At 51.3% G+C, this 18,425-nt stretch carries 14 protein-coding genes; 8 read left to right on the forward strand and 6 right to left on the reverse strand.

Annotated elements, in window-relative coordinates:
• Positions 1-13: 13 nt before the first annotated feature.
• Positions 14-862 (reverse strand): dihydropteroate synthase, encoded by an 849-nt coding sequence (folP, locus tag ACYVH9_RS21635; protein ID WP_460638487.1) that lies wholly within the window; start codon positions 860-862, stop codon positions 14-16.
• Positions 863-963: 101 nt separating this feature from the next.
• Between folP and ACYVH9_RS21640 the strand changes: the two genes are divergently transcribed.
• From ACYVH9_RS21640 to ACYVH9_RS21665, 6 genes are all read left to right on the forward strand, one after another.
• Positions 964-1,521: a DUF1599 domain-containing protein gene (locus ACYVH9_RS21640; RefSeq protein ID WP_460638488.1), complete on the forward strand. Its 558-nt coding sequence runs from the start codon at positions 964-966 to the stop codon at positions 1,519-1,521.
• The gene (locus ACYVH9_RS21645) at positions 1,518-2,666 is read left to right on the forward strand and encodes a BT_3928 family protein (RefSeq protein WP_460638489.1); all 1,149 of its coding nucleotides are present in this window, start codon (positions 1,518-1,520) and stop codon (positions 2,664-2,666) included. Before ACYVH9_RS21640 ends, ACYVH9_RS21645 begins: the two co-directional genes overlap by 4 nt.
• A gap of 24 nt (positions 2,667-2,690) precedes the next feature.
• Positions 2,691-3,200, forward strand: a complete 510-nt coding sequence (locus ACYVH9_RS21650; RefSeq protein ID WP_460638490.1) for a shikimate kinase — start codon at positions 2,691-2,693, stop codon at positions 3,198-3,200.
• A 130-nt stretch (positions 3,201-3,330) separates the two neighbouring features.
• A complete protein-coding gene (locus tag ACYVH9_RS21655) occupies positions 3,331-4,683 on the forward strand; it encodes a TolC family protein (protein WP_460638491.1) in 1,353 nt (450 codons plus the stop codon).
• Positions 4,684-4,722: 39 nt separating this feature from the next.
• Positions 4,723-5,889 carry an efflux RND transporter periplasmic adaptor subunit gene (locus ACYVH9_RS21660; protein ID WP_460638492.1) on the forward strand — a complete coding sequence of 389 codons (1,167 nt, stop codon included), beginning with the start codon at positions 4,723-4,725 and terminating at the stop codon, positions 5,887-5,889.
• A gap of 12 nt (positions 5,890-5,901) precedes the next feature.
• A complete protein-coding gene (locus ACYVH9_RS21665; protein WP_460638493.1) occupies positions 5,902-9,096 on the forward strand; it encodes an efflux RND transporter permease subunit in 3,195 nt (1,064 codons plus the stop codon).
• On the opposite strand, the gene ACYVH9_RS21670 is transcribed toward ACYVH9_RS21665, so the two are convergent.
• From ACYVH9_RS21670 to ACYVH9_RS21680, 3 genes are all read right to left on the reverse strand, one after another.
• Positions 9,097-9,660, reverse strand: a complete 564-nt coding sequence (locus ACYVH9_RS21670) for an RNA polymerase sigma factor (RefSeq protein WP_460638494.1) — start codon at positions 9,658-9,660, stop codon at positions 9,097-9,099.
• Positions 9,661-9,881: 221 nt separating this feature from the next.
• Positions 9,882-11,435, reverse strand: coding sequence for an OmpP1/FadL family transporter (locus ACYVH9_RS21675; RefSeq protein WP_460638495.1), 1,554 nt, complete (start codon positions 11,433-11,435; stop codon positions 9,882-9,884).
• Positions 11,436-11,656: 221 nt separating this feature from the next.
• Positions 11,657-12,934: a hypothetical protein gene (locus ACYVH9_RS21680; protein ID WP_460638496.1), complete on the reverse strand. Its 1,278-nt coding sequence runs from the start codon at positions 12,932-12,934 to the stop codon at positions 11,657-11,659.
• A 192-nt stretch (positions 12,935-13,126) separates the two neighbouring features.
• Between ACYVH9_RS21680 and proS the strand changes: the two genes are divergently transcribed.
• Together proS and ACYVH9_RS21690 are read left to right on the forward strand one after the other, a co-directional pair.
• Complete coding sequence (gene proS / locus ACYVH9_RS21685; RefSeq protein ID WP_460638497.1) at positions 13,127-14,599, forward strand: proline--tRNA ligase; 1,473 nt, start codon at positions 13,127-13,129, stop codon at positions 14,597-14,599.
• Positions 14,600-14,752: 153 nt separating this feature from the next.
• Positions 14,753-15,193: an FKBP-type peptidyl-prolyl cis-trans isomerase gene (locus ACYVH9_RS21690; protein ID WP_460638498.1), complete on the forward strand. Its 441-nt coding sequence runs from the start codon at positions 14,753-14,755 to the stop codon at positions 15,191-15,193.
• Between the two features lie 104 nt (positions 15,194-15,297).
• Here ACYVH9_RS21690 and ACYVH9_RS21695 read toward each other — a convergent pair whose 3' ends face one another.
• Together ACYVH9_RS21695 and ACYVH9_RS21700 are read right to left on the reverse strand one after the other, a co-directional pair.
• Positions 15,298-15,681, reverse strand: coding sequence for an FKBP-type peptidyl-prolyl cis-trans isomerase (locus ACYVH9_RS21695; protein WP_460638499.1), 384 nt, complete (start codon positions 15,679-15,681; stop codon positions 15,298-15,300).
• 118 nt (positions 15,682-15,799) lie between these two features.
• A complete protein-coding gene (locus tag ACYVH9_RS21700; RefSeq protein WP_460638500.1) occupies positions 15,800-18,328 on the reverse strand; it encodes a DUF5686 and carboxypeptidase-like regulatory domain-containing protein in 2,529 nt (842 codons plus the stop codon).
• Positions 18,329-18,425: the final 97 nt, after the last annotated feature.

Below are 18,425 nucleotides of genomic sequence, written 5' to 3' on the forward strand. Positions count from 1 at the left end.
TTAGGGATTGGTTTTAAGTCGCTTGTTGGTAACTCATCACGAGCTGAATCGCTTCGGTTGCTTCGCGTACATCGTGCACCCGCAAGATAGCGGCTCCTTTGGTCAGGGCAAGGGTATTTAAAACCGTGGTTCCGTTCAAGGCTTCGTCGGGCCGGATGTTTAGCGTCCGCCAGATGGTTGATTTGCGCGACAAGCCCACCAGCAACGGGCAGTCGAAGGTGTGGAAGGCGTCCAACTGGTTGAGCACCTGAAAATTCTGTTGCGGATTTTTGGCAAAACCGAAGCCGGGATCGATCAGAATATCTTTCTGACCAAGTTCCCGCAGACGTGCCAGTTGGAGTTGAAGCTCCGATAAAATTTCCGGCAGCAGACTTCGGTACACGGTATGCTCCGTCATGGTCTGGGGGGTACCACGCATGTGCATCAGCACGTAGGGAACACCCAGTTCGGCAACGGTTTCGAACATCTGTGGGTCCAGGGTGCCGCCGGAAACGTCGTTGATCAAAACCGCTCCCGACGCTACTGCCTGCCGCGCCACTGAAGCCCGAAAGGTATCCACCGAAATCCAGCTATCCGGAACTGCCCGAACAATGGCTTCGATGATGGGTAAAACCCGGTCGGCTTCTTCTTCCGCACTGATGTTTGCGGCCCCGGGCCGGGTCGAATAGCCGCCAATATCCAGAAACGTAGCCCCTTCGGAGCGCATGGCTGCGGCCCTTTCAACGGCCTGATCGACAGACTGAATACGGCTTCCGGCGTAGAACGAATCAGCAGTGCTGTTCAGGATTCCCATCACTACCGGGGTACTTAGGTCCAGAACATTTCCCCGCAGGTTGAGCGTTTTTTTCGTAACTTTCGGCATGAAATTAGTAGGTAGTCTTTGGGCGCCTCTCTTCAGTCATTGCTCAGAATGCTGCGGAAAACAAAAGGCTACTGAAGACTGACAACTGAAGATTCCAACGTATGTTGCAAACCGAAGCTCAATATCGGCAAGTGATTCAACTCTGCAAAGAGGTTTTCCAGAAAAAGAATAAAGACTACGGTACGGCCTGGCGCATCCTGCGGCTGCCCTCCATCACCGACCAGATTTTCATCAAAGCGCAACGGATTCGGACCTTGCAGGAACGCGGTACGCAACGGGTAGAAGAGGGTGTTGTACCGGAATTTATGGGCATCATCAATTATTGTGTGATGGCCCTGATACAACTGGAACTGGCCGACAGCGACCGACTGGAAATACCGGCTCAGGAGTTGACAGAGCTGTATGACCGGCAGGTGGGCAACGTCATGGCCTTGCTATTTGCCAAAAACCACGACTACGGCGAAGCCTGGCGGGAGATGCGGGTGAGCTCAATGACGGATATCATCCTGATGAAACTTCTTCGCACGAAGCAGATCGAAGACAATCAGGGCCAGACGCTCATCTCGGAAGGCGTCGATGCCAATTACATGGACATGATTAATTATGCGGTGTTCTGTTTGATAAAGTTAGGCATAGTAGAAACCTCTGTACCTCAATGAATGTAGCCCCAAACCGTACCCGGGTAGCCCCCAAACCGGCTACCTGGCAGCGTGTCATCGCGCAGATTTCCCGTTTCCTCGTCGGCGTTATTTTTATCTTCTCGGGATTGATCAAAATCAACGATCCGGTTGGAACGCAGATTAAACTCACCGAATACTTCGAGGTTTTTGCCCTTGATTTGCCGTCGATGGCGGGCTTTTTCCACGGTTTGATTCCATTTACATTAATTCTGTCTGTATTTTTTTGTGCAGCCGAAGTCGTGTTGGGCGTAGCGTTGCTGTTGTCGTACCGGATTCGGTTCACTTCCTGGGTACTGCTGGCGTTAATTGTATTTTTTACCTTCCTGACGTTTTATTCGGCTTATTTCAACAAGGTGACCGATTGCGGTTGTTTTGGAGACGCCATCAAACTAAAGCCGTGGACGTCGTTCAGCAAAGATATTTTTCTGCTGGTTCTGATTCTGGTCATTATCTGGCAGCGGAAAGTTTTTCGGAACCTGCCTACGGGGTTCCTGGTTGGGCTGGCTACGATTTGCTCCGTTGGCCTGGGCGTGTACGCGATTCGCCATTTGCCTCCTCTCGATCTGCTTCCGTACGCCGTGGGAAAAAGCATACCGACCCAGATGCAGCCTTCGGAACCGTTGCGCTTTTCTTACAAAATGGAAAAGGACGGAAAAGAAGTTGAACTCGAAAAATACCCGACCGACACGACCTATAAGTTTAAGGAAATGGTATTGCTGAACGAATCGGCCAAGCCTAAAATTACGGATTACCGCGTCTGGAACGACGAGGGTGACTTTACGCAGGGAACGTTTGAGGGTAACAAGCTCATGCTTATCATTCGGGATATTCACGACATGAGCATTGGCGACATGCCCGCTATCCGCAAAGTAATGAAAGGCGTAGAAGGCAGTCAAATTATGCCTATGATTTTAACCTCGGTCAGTGATCAGGAAATCAATGATTTTCGGCACGAATACCAACTTTCTGTTCCGGTTTACAAAGCGGATGCCACGGTTTTGAAAACCATCGTGCGCTCCAACCCCGGCTTGTGGCTGATCAGCGATGGCGTAGTAAAAGGAAAGTGGCACCATGTGGATACGCCAGCTCCCGAAGAGGTTGTGAAGTTGGTGAAAAACAAATAAGTGGTTGTCGTTCAGGGATTTTAAATGAAAAATATTTTTTTGGTCGGGATGCCATCGTCGGGGAAGAGTACCCTCGGCAAACGATTGGCCCGGCAACTGGCGTACCGGTTCGTCGATACAGACAAACTAATCATTAAGGAAGAGGGCGGACGCAGCATCAATGCTATTTTCCAAACCGATGGCGAGGCCTATTTTCGGGAAGTGGAAAGCCGGGTTTTGCATACCATTCAGCCCGATAGCCGGCTGGTTGTAGCAACTGGAGGAGGAATGCCCTGTTTTCACGACAACATGGCGTACATCAAAACCGCAGGGTTCAGTATTTTTCTGGATGTATTGCCGGAGCTGCTGCTCGACCGCATGGTGCGCCACCAGCACGATGAACGCCCGCTTTTCAACCGGAATGACCCTACATTACTGGAAAATCTGCGTCAGAAGTACGACGACCGGCGAATTTTTTATACCCAGGCTGATTTAATTGTCTCGGGCGAAACGGCTGTAGAAGAGCTTAGTAAGCAAATTGAACCTTTTTTATAACATTAATAGGGGTTAAAAGGTTATAATCTTTTTCGCACAGGTTGGAACCATTTAAAAGTGTCAATGTGTATTATATACAGTTTCACACTCTGATTGCTGTTTTTAAAAGGTTATCGTGCCGTAAACCTCTATGTTCGTAGCGAAAAAGTGCCTGATTGCTTGCCTGGTTTTTCTTTGGCCCTATTTGTCTTATTCGCAACAATCTGCCGACTCCACGCTACAACAGGCTACACTGGAGAATTGTATCCGCTATGCCGTTCAGCATCAGCCCGTTATTAAGCAAAACGAAATTGATCAGTTGATTGCCGAACGGACCATCAGGTCGGCTTTGTCGGCCTGGCTACCCCAAGTTTCCGGCGCTTACAACATTCAGCATTACCTCAAACTCCCCATTTCCTTACTCCCTAATTTCAGCAATCCCTCATCACCGGAACGGGTACCGGTAACCACGGGTTTGGCTAATTTATCGAATATCCAGTTTGCACTAAGCCAGAATATTTTCAACCGCGATGTGTTGCTGGCCAGCCGGACCGCCAACACCTATCGGCAACGGGCGCGTCAAAATTTGGTGGATAACCAGATCGATGTAACCGTGAACGTGAGTAAGGCGTTTTATGACCTGATCCTGACCCAAAAGCAGGTCGATATTCTGGATAGCGACATTGTTCGGCTGGAGCGTAGTTTGCAGGATGCCACCAATCAATATAAAAGTGGAATTGTAGACCGGACGGACTACAAGCGGGCGGCTATTGCCCTGAACAATTCGCGGGCTCAGCGTAAGCAGGCCCAGGAGCAGATCAGCGGAAAAGCGCAGCTTTTGAAGCAATTGATGGGCTATCCGGCCAAAGCGGAGCTGAACGTTGTTTATGACACGCTCCAGCTAACCAATGAAGTTTTTATAGATACCAATCAACTAATCAGACCTGAAAACCGCATTGAGTTTCAGCTCCTTCGGACGCAGCAGGATCTGCTGAAAGCGAACATTAAGTACAACCGATGGGCGTATCTGCCTTCCGTTTCGGCGCAGGCTAATTATAATTTTGTATTCCAGAACAATGAGTTTTCCCGCTTATATAGCCGAAACTTTCCCAATTCTCTGGTTGGTCTGTCGATAGCCTTGCCCATTTTTCAGGGTGGTCGGCGTATCCAGGAAAACCGGATTGCTGAACTTCAATTGCAGCGTTCGGAGTGGGATGTTACCAATCTTTCCAATATAGTTAATACAGAATACAGTCAGGCGCTGGCCAATTACAAAGGCAATCTGGCGACGTACCGCGCCTTACAGGAAAATCTAGAACTGGCCAACGATGTATACCGGGTTATTCAGTTGCAATACCGTTCGGGGGTTCGGGCCTATCTGGATGTAATCATTGCGCAGAACGACCTTCGCGCTACCCAACTGACGTATTTTAACGCGCTGTATCAGGTGCTGGTCAGCAAACTGGACGTGCAACGGGCGTTAGGAACGGTGCCGACTTACTGAAAATGAATTATGCAATTCCCCATTTATCCTTCATTTCGAATGAATAGGAGCTTTAAATCGCTTTCCATCCCGGTTGTTCTGCTGGTTGTTCTGACGGCTTGCGGAGGAGATAAAAAACAAGCCCAGCAGGGGCCTCCACCGCCCACCCCGGTTGCTATCGCGGTAGCTAGTCAGGGAACGGCGGTCTATTACGATGAATATCCGGCTACGGTAACGCCTTTGAATCAGGTCGAGATTTTTCCGCAGGTAGCGGGTTATATTTCCGGTATTTTCTTCACGGAAGGTCAGGTGGTGAGCAAGGGGCAAAAGCTGTACGAAATTGACAAACAGCAATACCAGGCAAATTACGACGAAGCAGTTGCCAACGTGAGCGTGGCGCAGGCAAACCTGAACCGCGCCCAGAAAGATGCCGACCGGTATCAGACGCTGGCCAAGGAAGATGCGATTGCCCGGCAGGTTGTTGACAACGCCGAAGCCACGCTGGAATCCGCCAAAATGCAGGTGGCAGCTGCCAAAGCCAATGTGTCGCGGGTGGCAACGAGCCTGAATTATGCAACGATCAAAGCGCCCTTAACGGGAACGATTGGAATCTCGCAGGTGAAACTGGGAGCAGCTGTATCGCCCGGCCAGACGCTGTTGAACACCATTTCCGCCGACGATCCGATTGCCGTCGACATTGCCATCGATGAAACCGATATTCCGCGGTTTATCCGGCTGCAAAACCGGAAGGCCAGCGACTCGACGTTTATTTTCGTGCTGCCCGACGGAACTCCCTACAAGGCTGCGGGCAAAATTGGCATCATCGACCGCGCCGTTGATCCACAAACCGGAACGCTCAAAGTACGTTTGTTTTTTGCCAATAAACAGAACATGCTCAAATCCGGCATGAATGGTAACCTGCGGGTGCTGAACAGCGAGTCGGGCCAGCGGTTGTTGATTCCCTACAAATCCGTTACGGAGCAAATGGGAGAATACTTTGTCTATGTGGTGGGAGACAGCAGCAAAGTTGCGCAGAAAAAAGTTTCGCTGGGAAACCGCATTGGGCCTAACGTCATTGTGAAAGATGGGGTTCAGGAAGGCGACAAAATTGTGACAGAAGGTATTCAAAAATTACGGGAAGGATCTGTGGTGAAAGTAGCCGCTGATTCGGCTGCGGTGTCGGCATCGACACCACCAGCTCAGTCAACCACCGGAAAAACCCGTTAATCAGAAGTAAAGATGTTTGCTAATACGTTCATCAACCGGCCGGTCATGGCCATCGTTATTTCTATTGTCATCGTGCTGGTAGGGGCTTTGTCCATTCTTAACCTGCCGGTTGGACAGTACCCGGATATTACCCCGCCGGTTGTTCAGGTAACGGGGACTTATACCGGCGCTGATGCACAGACGGTTGAGCAAACGGTAGCAACACCCATCGAAACACAAGTAAACGGAACGCCCGACATGCTGTATCTGCAAAGCAACAGCACCAGCGACGGGCGAATGACCATGAACGTGACCTTCGATGTGGGCACGGATGTCAATATTGCGGCTCTCGATGTGCAGAACCGCGTGGGCATTGCCCAACCGCAGTTGCCCTCGGAAGTAACCCGGCTTGGTCTGACGGTTCGGAAACGGAACCCGAGCTTGTTTATGCTCGTCGCGATTTATTCGCCCAACAAAACCCACGGGGTGACGTTCCTGGATAACTACGCCAATATCTTTATCCGCGACGCCTTACTGCGGGTGGAAGGAGTGGGGGATATTTTCTCGCGGGCTGACGACTTCAGTATGCGGATCTGGTTGCAGCCGGACAAAATTGCTCAATTGGGTCTGACCCCGGGTGATGTCGTTGCGGCTTTGCAGGAACAAAACCTACAGGTGGCCGCCGGTTCGGTGGGAGCTCCTCCGCAGCAATCCGCCCAGGCGTTTGAATATACGGTTTTTACCAATAGCCGGCTCAGCAAAGAAGAGGACTTCCGGAACATCATTGTTCGGAGCAGACCCGGGTCGGGGGGCATTGTGTACCTGAAAGATGTTGCCCGTGTGCAGTTGGGAAAATTCAGCTATACCAGCAACTCTTTTGTCGACGGAAACCGGGCGGCTTATTTGCTGCTCTACCAATTGCCCGGGAGCAATGCACTTTCCACGGCCAAAGGCGTTTATGCGGCTATGGATGAGCTGAAAAAATCGTTCCCCAACGACATTGACTATGTAGTGCCTTTCGAATCGGTTTCGGTTGTTCAGGTATCCGTTGATGAGGTGGTGAAAACGTTGATGGAAGCCCTGGGACTGGTCGTGGTGGTGGTGTTTCTGTTCCTGCAAAACTGGCGGGCCACGCTGATTCCGGTATTGGCCATTCCGGTTTCCATCCTGGGTACGTTCGCCTTCTTTATTCCGTTAGGATTTACCATCAATACGCTGACGCTGTTTGGCTTCGTGCTGGCCATCGGTATTGTGGTCGATGATGCTATTGTGGTGGTTGAAGCCGTTCAGCACTACATTGACCACGACCGAATATCCGCCAAAGAAGCCACCCGAAAAGCCATGCGGGATATTTCCGGCCCGGTGGTCGCCATCGCGTTGATTCTGGCTGCGGTCTTTGTTCCCGTCGGATTTATTCCCGGAATTGTTGGGCGGCTTTATCAGCAGTTTGCCATCACCATTGCGGTATCGGTGTTGATCTCAGCGTTTGTTGCCCTTTCGCTGACGCCAGCTTTGTGCGCCCTGATGCTGAAACCAACAGAAATTACCGATAAATCGAAAGGACTGAACGGGCTTTTCTACCGCTTCAACCTGTGGTTTGAACGAACCAGTAGTAGCTACAGTCGAAGCGTTAACCGCTTGATTAAAGCCTCTCCGCTGGTATTGGTGTTGCTGGCGTGTTTGTTCGTGGGAACGGGAATCCTGTTTAAAAACAAACCAACAGGATTTATCCCAACGGAAGACGAAGGCCGGGTCATCATCACGTACGAAATCCCGGAAGCCTCTTCCACCACGCGTAGTTTAACGGTGCTCAATCAGGTGATGAAAATCCTGAAAGAACAGCCTTACGTTGCCCACTTTTCGGCTTTGGGCGGTTTGAACGCCGTTACGTTTTCGAGCAAGTCCAATAGCGGTACGGTCTTTACTCAACTAAAACCGTGGAGCGAGCGGAAAGATAAATCGGTTCAGATTGATTCCGTAGTGGCAAAACTGCAGCGGGCGCTTTCTACGATTAAGGAAGCTAATGTGGTGGTTATCCCTCCTCCGGCTATTCCCGGTATGGGCCAAACGGCGGGCTTTACCTTCGAAATAGAACAACGGGAGAGTACGGACGATGTGCGGGCATTTGATAAAGTTGTTCAGAATTTTGTGGCCGAAGCGAATAAACGGCCGGAAATCGCGCGGGCTTTTACCTATTTCACGTCTAAAACGCCCGCTTTCCGCGTCGATGTAGATCGTGAAAAGTGTAAGAAGCTGGGGGTGAACGTCAGTGAAGTGTATACCACCATGCAGACGTACCTCGGCAGTATCTACGTGAACGACTTCATTGTCTACGGTCGCAAATTCAGGGTGGTGGCCCAGGCTGACACCGCTTATCGGGGCGATATTCAGCAGCTTGGCCGGTATTTTGTCCGGAATCAGAATGGAGCGATGGTACCGCTGAGTACCGTGATCAAAACCGAGGTCATTGAAAATGCTCCGCTTATATCGCACTACAACCTGTTCCGTTCCGTCGAAATCAACGGCAGTCCGAAGCCGGGGTACAGTAGTGGGCAGGCCATTGACGCCCTTCGGGAAGTTGCGGATAAGGTGCTGCCCGCCGGATATGGCTACGATTTCTCCGGGTTGAGTCGCGAGGAAATTAGTTCAGGGTCCAGCTCAGTCTATATTTTTGGTCTCTCTATTCTATTTGTTTTCCTGTTTCTGGCGGCCTTGTACGAGAGTTGGTCGGTACCTTTTGCGGTTTTGTTGTCGGTGCCCATTGGTGCATTTGGAGCTATCCTGACGCTGACGCTTATTCCGTATCTTAGCAATAACGTTTATGCCCAGATCGGTCTGATTACTCTGATTGGTCTGGCCGCCAAAAACGCCATTCTGATTGTCGAATTCGCGAAAGAGCGGGTCGATAAAGGGGTTGATTTGCTGGAATCGACACTGGAAGCGGTTCGCTTGCGGCTACGACCCATCATTATGACCTCGCTGGCCTTTATTTTGGGCGTGTTGCCGCTGGTTTTTGCCAGCGGGGCCGGAGCCGTTGCGCGGAAAACCATCGGCTGGACGGTTTTTGGCGGGATGCTGGCCGCTACCTCGCTTGCCATTTTTGTTGTTCCGGTTCTGTTTGTTGTGATTACCCGGTTTGCTTACGGCAAGAAAAAGCTGGAAGAATTAAAAGAGCAGGCGAAGAAGCCAGCTCAACAGTTGCAGGAAAACGATGGCGTGACGCTTTGATCACCCCTGAAACGCAAACTGTTCGGAGTGAAACTGTTGCCGTAATTGAATAAGAGCCAGTCGGGTCCAGGTTTTGACCGTGCCGAGGGGTAGTTTGAGCTCCTCGGCCGCTTCCTGTTGGGTGTAGCCCTGGTAGTAGAGCAAATGAATCACCTGCCAGTGGCGGGGGTCCAGCGTGGTGTTGATAGCCTCCGTAAAGCCAATATATCCCACATGATTGAAGGTCATCCCCATGCCGGGTAAATAGCCATCCAGCGGCAGTTCGGTTTGATTTTCGGTTTTCTTCGCACGTAAAAAGTCAAAGGCTGTGTTCCGGGCCACATTGAGCAGCCAGGTAAACAAGCGGCCTTTGTTAGGGTCGTGGCGGTGAATATTTTTCCAGACTTTGACGAACGTGTCCTGTAACAAATCCTGGGCCTCTGTTTCGTTTTTTACGATTTTGGTCAAAACCCCTAAAAGTGTGTTGGCGTATCGATCGTATAACTGGCTGAAGGCGACGCGGCTGTGTGCTTTCAACCCGTCGATCAAAGCAAGTTCTGAAGCGGTGGTAAAGGGCTTTTTCAAATGAAAAAAGGAATAAGCTGAAAATCAGTTCAGGTAGCCACCGTTTGCCGGATCCAACGCAGCATTTTGAATCTACCCATTGAAAGTTAGTTCAACTACTTAACCGAATTTACTTAAAATTGTTGTGAGCGGTTACAGTTTGCGTGAAAAATACTCACCCTGGACCAACAAAAAGGGCTTCCCGAAATCGGGAAGCCCTTTTTGTGCCGGGAGCGGAGCTGTTAAAAGAAAGCACCGACTGACAAGGTAACATTCGTCATTCGGGTGTCGATTTGGGCCGACGCGTAATCCGACGCGTTAGGTAATGTGTACGGAGTATAAGCCGATTTCGTGGTGCCGTACGTGCCGCTGGCATCCACGAAGAAACGATCCGTCCGCACCCCCAATCCACCCGACAGCAACAACCGGGTCCGATCAATGTTATTCAACTGCTGTTTGTAAGCATCGGGCAGGTAAGCAACCCCACCGCGAATGCGCAACAACCCGGCCCGAATTTCGGCACCGGCGCGCAGGTTTACGACGTTTTTATAGGTCCGCTGTACTTCATTTTTTACGTCGTTTTTGAAATCCGTGTTATCCTGGGTGTTGTACACGCTGGTGGTGGCCCGCATACCGCCATACCCCACGTAATCAGCCGTGGCCGTGATGAAGCCGAGTTTTCCGCCCCCCAAAAAGTATGTTAACCCCCCGGAAGCCCGGAACGGTGTTGTTATGGAATATTCGAAGTTGTTCGGAACGACAAAAACCTCAGTGCGATCCAGCCGCTGGCTTAGGTTAGGGTCTCGGGCAACAACCCTTAACGACTGCTCAAAGGTTTCCCGTACACTGGTGAACGTAGGCGTCGCTAATGTTGCGCCAATTTGCAGGTTACGGTCGGGTTTGTAAATCATGCCCAGCGAGAAGTTAATCCCATTACCCGTTACGGTAAAATTGTCGATCTGGCTATAGTTGTCGAACACAGCCCCACCCACTACGGTTTCCCGGTAAACGTTTTCAAAGTCAAACCGCAGGCGGGTTAATCCCAACGACGCTCCGATGTATAATTTGTCATCCAGGTTTCCGGCGTATCCAATGGTCCACTGCGAATGGCCGCCCGATGACTGGTACGTGTTGCGCTGTTGGGTAGGAGCCGTAGGGTCGTATCGAAAGTACGGAGGACCTCCCTGAGATGGGTCTTGGGGTGTTACCGTCCCGTTAATTAAAAAGAGCTGGTAAGCAGCCGCAGACGGAAAATCGGCTTCGTTTGTACTACTGTTATACGCACTGTTGATTTGATTGCCCGTCAGATTCCGTCTATTAGCGTCAACAATATAGGAATCAACAATTGAGCTGCGGTTGTTCCGGCCCTCAAATACAAAATTATTGCTGAGTTGAACCTGACGGTTATACGTAATCCCCAGTGCGGTTCTTCGCCAGCGACGGTTTTCGTTTTGTTTGTTGCCCGCCAGCACTACACCGAATTGACTGATGCCCGGTTTTGTCATGCTGTTCGAAGTTTGACTTCCGATGTACGTAGCCTGCGCGCTCGTTATGTTCAGCGACGGGCTCAAACTGATCTCGGAGCGGTTGTAGAAACCCAGACCGGCTGGGTTACCAAAAACGGAGCTGGCGTCACCGCCGATGCTGGCGTGGTTGCCGCCCAGTGCGCGCATTCGGGCAGTACCGGTTTGGGTAATCTCTGAATACCGAAATGCGTCACCGGCGTAAATGTCAGCCTGTCCCAGGGCAGAACCTGCGTACAGCAGAAGCCCTACAATGCAGATGCTATTTTTCATAAAAGTGTGTGCTAGAAATAAGAATCATGTAACGGTTTTGCCTGTTAACCGGGCGGTGAACTATAGATGCATTTAAAAGAGCTTTGGTTTAATAATAACTCCAAAAAAGATCATTCGTTCGACCGTTGAACAGCAATTCCGGCACGATTATACAACGAAAAAGCCCGTCGATTGTAATAACCGACGGGCTTTTTATTTTTTATGATCGGATTGAATCACCGTTAACGCGGACCGCGTGAGCCACCACCACCGGAGTAGCCACCGCCACCCGATGATCCGCCACCACCCCGGCTACCACCGTAGGACGGTGAGCTGTAGCTCGGTTGCGAGGGTGGGCTGTAGGTTCGCTGTGGAGCTTCGTAACTACGAGTTGGCGCCTGATACGTCCGGGTCGGTTGCTGTTGTGGAGCACTATACCGCGAACCGCTGTTTGACGGGGGCGTGTAGCTGCCCCGGCTGTTTTGGCGCGGAGCTGCGTAATAGTCGGAATTGCTGGGGGGAGCGCTGTAGCTTGGCCGGGCTGATGAATTGCCGGAATTCGCATTCGCGCGACCGCTATTGCCAGAACCGCCGTAGTAATAATCCGCACCCCGGCTGTTGGCCCGACCAGCTCCGTATCCACTGTTTGTGGCGTTGCCGCTGTTGTTGTTCGGGCGGCTATAGTAGGTGTTGTTGTTCGCCGTATTGTTCGACGAGTTCAGCTCACCTGACCGGCGGCCACCACTGTTGTTGTTATAGCTGCGGGGCGTATTCACGAACGAACCGTTGTAGCGGTCGCTGCTGGCTCCCCGGCGGGCACCGTAAGTGGCGCGGTTGGCACCGATGCGATCGTAATTGTTGACCACAACGACCGGGCGGTTAAAGCCAAACCCACCTCCGTACATGTACGGGTTGTAAAAACTGTTGAAACCGTACCCAAATCCGAAGGGTGAATAGGCCATGAACGGATCATAAAAACCGCCAAAACCGCCCATTCCTCCGAAACCACCGTAAAATGGATCATACATACCCATTCCACCATAGCGCCAGCTATTCCAGCCCCAGGGAGACATACCTACACCAATGCCCAGGCCTAAACCCCCGTAGAATGGGCTGTTCCAGCCCCAGCGGTTCCAGCGCGAATTCATGAAGGCCATGTTGTAGCCATCGGCAAACCCATCGTTGTAGTTCGTTGTACTCCAGCCCGGATCGGGTGAAATACCGCGTTGTACTTTCCGGGCCGTAATATCGCTGTAGTATTCATCGTCATACAAAGCCGCCGTCTCCTCGTTGTAATAGTCGGGGTTAGCGTTCAGTTTACTGTCCTCATACCGTTGTGAGGCAGTGCGCGTACGTTCAACCGGCCGAGACTCCCGCTGAGTCGAGGCATAAGCCGGGGCGTCTGATGACGAACCGTAAAGGTCATCGGATTCACCCGCAAGCTGCTTACTGGGACTACAGCCCCAAAAGCCGAGAGCCGCCAGTAGCGTGAGGTATTTCCAGGTATGTTGCACTTTCATGGTGTTGTGGTGATAAAAGGTTCTTAGGGACCCCGTCATATTACAAAAACACAGAAGTCGGCAAAATGATTACAACTAGGCCGTTTGATTACAAATATAGGATAAAAACCTATCTTTGCAAGCTTCTCATATTATTAGACCCACATTTATAGGTGAGGGTTTAATTGCACCAAAAATATATTTCAGTCAGTCATGGCAAAAGCTATTCCGTCGCGTTCCGAGAATTATTCAGAGTGGTATAACGAGTTGATCAAAAAGGCCGACCTAGCCGAAAATTCGGCGGTTCGGGGCTGTATGGTGATTAAGCCGTACGGTTTTTCAATCTGGGAAAAAATGCAACGGGCGCTGGACGATATGTTCAAGGAAACCGGCCACACCAACGCCTATTTCCCTTTGTTTATTCCGAAGTCTTTCCTGAGCAAAGAAGCATCGCACGTGGAAGGGTTTGCCAAGGAGTGCGCCGTGGTGACGCACTACAGGCTCAAGAACGCGGAAGACGGCTCCGGGGTGGTGGTTGATCCCGAAGCCAAACTGGAAGAAGAATTGATTGTTCGGCCCACCTCAGAAACCGTGATCTGGAGTACGTATAAAAACTGGATTCAGTCGTACCGTGACCTCCCGCTGCTGATCAATCAGTGGGCCAACGTGGTACGGTGGGAAATGCGGACCCGCATTTTTTTGCGGACGGCGGAATTTCTCTGGCAGGAAGGACATACTGCCCACGCGACGGCGCAGGAAGCCCAGGAGGAAACCCGGCAGATGCTGGACGTATACGCCCGGTTTGCGGAGGAGTGGATGGCGGTACCCGTGATTCGGGGTGCTAAAACACCCAATGAACGGTTTGCAGGTGCCGACGATACGCTGTGTATTGAGGCTATGATGCAGGATGGCAAGGCGTTGCAGGCCGGAACATCGCACTTTTTGGGGCAAAATTTTGCGAAGGCTTTCGATGTGAAATTTCTGACCAAAGACAACCAGCAGGATTACGTCTGGGGAACGTCCTGGGGCGTTAGCACCCGGTTGATGGGGGCCCTGATCATGGCGCATTCCGATGATGACGGTTTGGTGTTGCCGCCCAAACTGGCTCCCATTCAGGTGGTGATCGTTCCGATTTTCCGGAATGAAGAACAGCTGGCGCAGTTGTCCGAAAAAATCAATCCGTTGGTGAAAGAACTCCGCAAAGCAGGAATATCGGTGAAATTTGATACCAGCGACGCCAACAAGCCGGGCTGGAAATTTGCCGAGTACGAACTTCGGGGTGTGCCGGTTCGGCTGGCCATGGGGATGCGGGACATGGAAAACAATACCGTCGAAATTGCCCGCCGGGATCTGAAAACGAAAGAAACCATTTCATTCGATGGCCTGGTGAACCACATTCAGCATCTGCTCGAAGACATTCAGGCAACGATTTACCAGAAAGCCGTGCAGTTCCGGCAGGAAAATACGTTTCGGGTGGACACTTACGATCAATTCAAAGAACAAATCGAAAAGGGCGGTTTTCTGCTGGCGCACTGGGATGGCACTCCCGAAACCGAAGAAGCGATCAAGGAAGAAACCAAAGCCACCATTCGGTGCATTCCGTTTGACGCTGAAGCGGAAGAAGGAACGTGTCTATACAGCGGCAAACCGTCTAAACAGCGGGTGATCTTTGCCAGGGCCTATTGATTCAGGCGTTGTAGCCCAAAAGCAGGGACGGAGGGCTAAAAGAAAGTGGCTGAACGCGAGCGGATAGGGACATGTTAACTCAAATAATTACCAAAACGTAAGTGACTTTCGGTGGGTTTACCTAGTTTTGGGCACACAACTTATTCTATTTTTATGGCACAAGCAAAAGCTGGAGATACGGTGCAGGTGCACTATACCGGCAGAAAAAACGATGGTACCGTGTTTGATTCCTCCAGCGGCCGGTCGCCCCTTCAGTTTCAGGTAGGAAGCGGCATGGTGATCCGAGGATTCGACGAGGGCGTAAATGGCATGGAAGTAGGCGAAGCTAAAACCGTCCGGATTCCGGCCGAAGATGCGTATGGTCCATCCAGCCCGGATATGGTTTTTGAGTTTGAGCGTTCGTTAATTCCCGATGATATTGAACTGGAAATTGGCCTGACGCTTAACATGCATCAGGACGGCAATCCGCAAACCGTACCGGTTGTGGTTCGGAATGTAACCGCTACCACGGTAACGCTGGATGCGAATCATCCGTTGGCTGGTGAAGAGTTGATTTTCGATATTGAGCTGGTTGGTATCAATCCCCAGGGTTGATTATAACGTTCTATAAAACAATGAAAACCGGAGTTGCACTTACCGAAGGTTGCCGTAAGCAACGGGTAAGTACAACTCCGGTTTCTGATTTTTCTGAAAAGCTGTTAGTTAATCCGGATCAGATCAATTTTGAAAATCAGAATTGAATTGGCCGGAATCCCGGCCTGAGCCCGTGAGCCATAGGCCAGGCTGGGCGGGAGGTAGAGCGTGATGCTGCCGCCCGGCGCAATGAGAGGAATTCCTTCCTGCCAGCCCAGAATAAGCTGATACAAGCCAAAGCTTATATTTTTTCCGCTGTCAAAGACTTTGCCGTTGGTCAGCGAACCCTCGTAGTTGACGGTTACGTTGGAACGTACCGTTGGGTGGGGGCCTGAACCCGGAGCGTGGATGGCATAATAAAAGCCGCGTTCGTCGGCCGTTGCCGAGGTTCCGCTTGCCTCAATAAACTCCTTCAAAACCGCTACTTCAGCCTCTGGTGCTTTTGCCATAATAATATGTGATTGATTAGGGGACTTTTACGGGTGCAAGATATTACATTTAGCCCATACTACGCCGGATTCTCACCGGTTCATTTGGCCGTGGTAGGCATTGGGTAAAAGCCCGGTGCTATAAATTAACCCAGGCCGATACTTTGATGCCAAAGGTGGAAATGTTGGGATTCGTGCGGTATGTCAGGCGGTGAATGGCATCGATGCGCAGCACTTTGAAAATGTTGTCGATGCCGTAACCGACTTCTACATACGGGGTTTGCCCCAGCGACTGAAAGCCCAAAACCGTCTGGCCCAGCTCGTTTGTTGCCGGAATGAGCGCCCGATTGGCGTTGCTCACATTGCCCATCAGAATGGCACCCGTAGCCAGGAATCGCCATTTCAACCGGCGAATGGCCGGAATCCGGTTAAAGAACAACCCCTCAAAATTGTGTTCCCCGAAAGCGCCCACGTAGCGGTCGGTGACGAATTCAAAGAAATTCATCAGGTTATAGGCATTCTCGACGCGGAAGAAGGTTTCGTTCCCCAGAGGCATGTACAGCAGCGGATAGGGGATCGTGGAAGGAATATAGCCGGCATTGATCTGATATCGGGTGCGGCCCAGTACGCCCATTCGAAAGGAATGCCGCAGGTTCAAACTAAAGCGATGGTAGGCGAAGTCGCCGTGTAGAACGTTTCGCATTCCTACCTGATACCGAAAGGTGATCACCGGATTATTGACACCATCCACCCTGAATCGGTCGTTTTCACTCTGGATCATCAGCGAGCCCGGAGCAAACCGCGTCTCGAACAGCATTTCCGTGGTTTGGTAGGTGCTAGCGGTTGTCTGATCCCGTTGGCTGGTCAGGTAGGCAAATGGAAACAGCGGTTCAAACGTACGGTTTCGCAGGCTGATTGTTTGCGTGATGCCTTTGCCCAGCTCGCTCCGGATGTAAGTAGTGCGTGACTCCTGCATGTAAGGTCGTCGCAGGGTGCCAAAGCGGGTGTAAGCGGCAAAAATGGTGTTTCCGCCCAGGTTTTCAAGTGAGGTACCCAGCCGTTCGATGTCGTAGCTTTTTTGAATGCCGGCAACGGTATACGGTTTTTTACGGATAACATAGTCGACGTTCAGGCCGTACTTGAATTGCTGATCCCGCGTACCGTATGCCAGGTAGCCACCCAGCACCCACCGGCGGCTAAAACCCGTATTGGTTCGAAGTCCCAACCGCAACCGGTGCCCTTCCACGTTATTGAACGCGTAACTGTTGAGCAGCGGGCCAGCGTCGAGATGAATGGAGCCCAGCGGGTAATACCCCACCATAGTCAGGTTCACTACCTCGCCCAAGAACTTCATCAGTGGCATATTTCGTACCGAGTCGACCACATCGAAAGCGCGCAACTCCGACGGACTCAAGCCTTCCGGGCGCGCTTTCTGCCAGTAGTCCGGTGATTTCTCGCTGTAGTTTTCGGCCAGTTCGAGGGGTGGTTCGTAAAATTTGGCTTCTTTGGGCTGATTGACCTGCACGTTACGGGCGGCCATATAAAACCGGACCAGCGCCCCGGGCGCATTGGGCGTTGGCTCATCGGTATCAATCAGAAGCTGGGTTAAGACCGGCAACCGAACCGCCGTGGTCGACTCACTGTCTTCTACGTCTTCCCATTCCTGCTCAATCCGGATTTCATCGACAAAGTTAATATTGGCTCGCTGGTCGATGCGGGCTTCAATCTGCGCCAACCCCAGCCGGGTGGTATCGATCCAGACCGTACCGGCAAAGGCCAGATCCGTTGCGCGTTTGGGTTCGAAATCAATCTGATAGCAGCTTTTTCCGGCAACATCGACGGTATCGACCAGCCGAAAGGTGTAAACTGCCTGCCAGGCTTGACCCAGAGGAGAGGGGAGGTCTTTCCGGAGCAGACTGATGTAATTTCGGTAAAAGTTATACTGTTGAAACGAAGAACCCGTCAGCTGGGCCGCCACCCCGCCGTCGCTGACGCCAACACCCGACGCCCGACTTTTCAGAATGCGCTCTTTGGTTTTGTTCGGGCTGGAGCGTTGGTAATATTCCGAAAGGGTTTCGGATACATACACCGGTACTGCAGGTTTGCCGTCTTTGTCGTAAATAGCGGGTAATTTAGACAGCACACGGCCCAATGGGCCAGGTTTGCGCCCGTTTTTTCGTTCATTCGCGAAGTTGTTGACATATGCCTCCACTTTGGAATAGCTTTCGTACTGAAAAGCCAGGAGCTGGTCGGGATCAAACTGATCCCGACGACGGATCGTTTCCCGAAGAATTCGGTAAGCTGGATCGCCCCCTTTGGCGTACACCTTAACTTCCTGAAGCTTGGTGGCTGACGAAGGCAGTGCGGCATCAATGGTCTGATCGATAGCCCCGTTGATCCGGAAAGATCGTGTCTGATAGCCAATACTCGACACAAGCAGTGAGTCGCCCCGCTGCGTCGTTTTTAGCAGGTACTGACCCGTCTCATCGGAGGTTGTTCCAGCCGTTTTGCCTTTGATGGCAATGCTGGCGAATGGAACGCCTTCACCGGTGGCTGCATCAGTTACCCGGCCTTTAATCTGGTAAGATGTTTGCGCAATAACCGGCAAAAAGAGTGTATTCAGGATGACAAAAAGAAGCCCGAACCGCCCACGTAGAATATAGTTCATCCGTTGATGCAGTGGTAGTAGCAATTGCAGTTTAACACAAAAATAGTCAACATGGTTTACCAGGTAGATGGAACGGAACGATTTGTGGTGGAATCAT

The sequence above is a fragment of the Larkinella harenae genome (assembly GCF_054780515.1).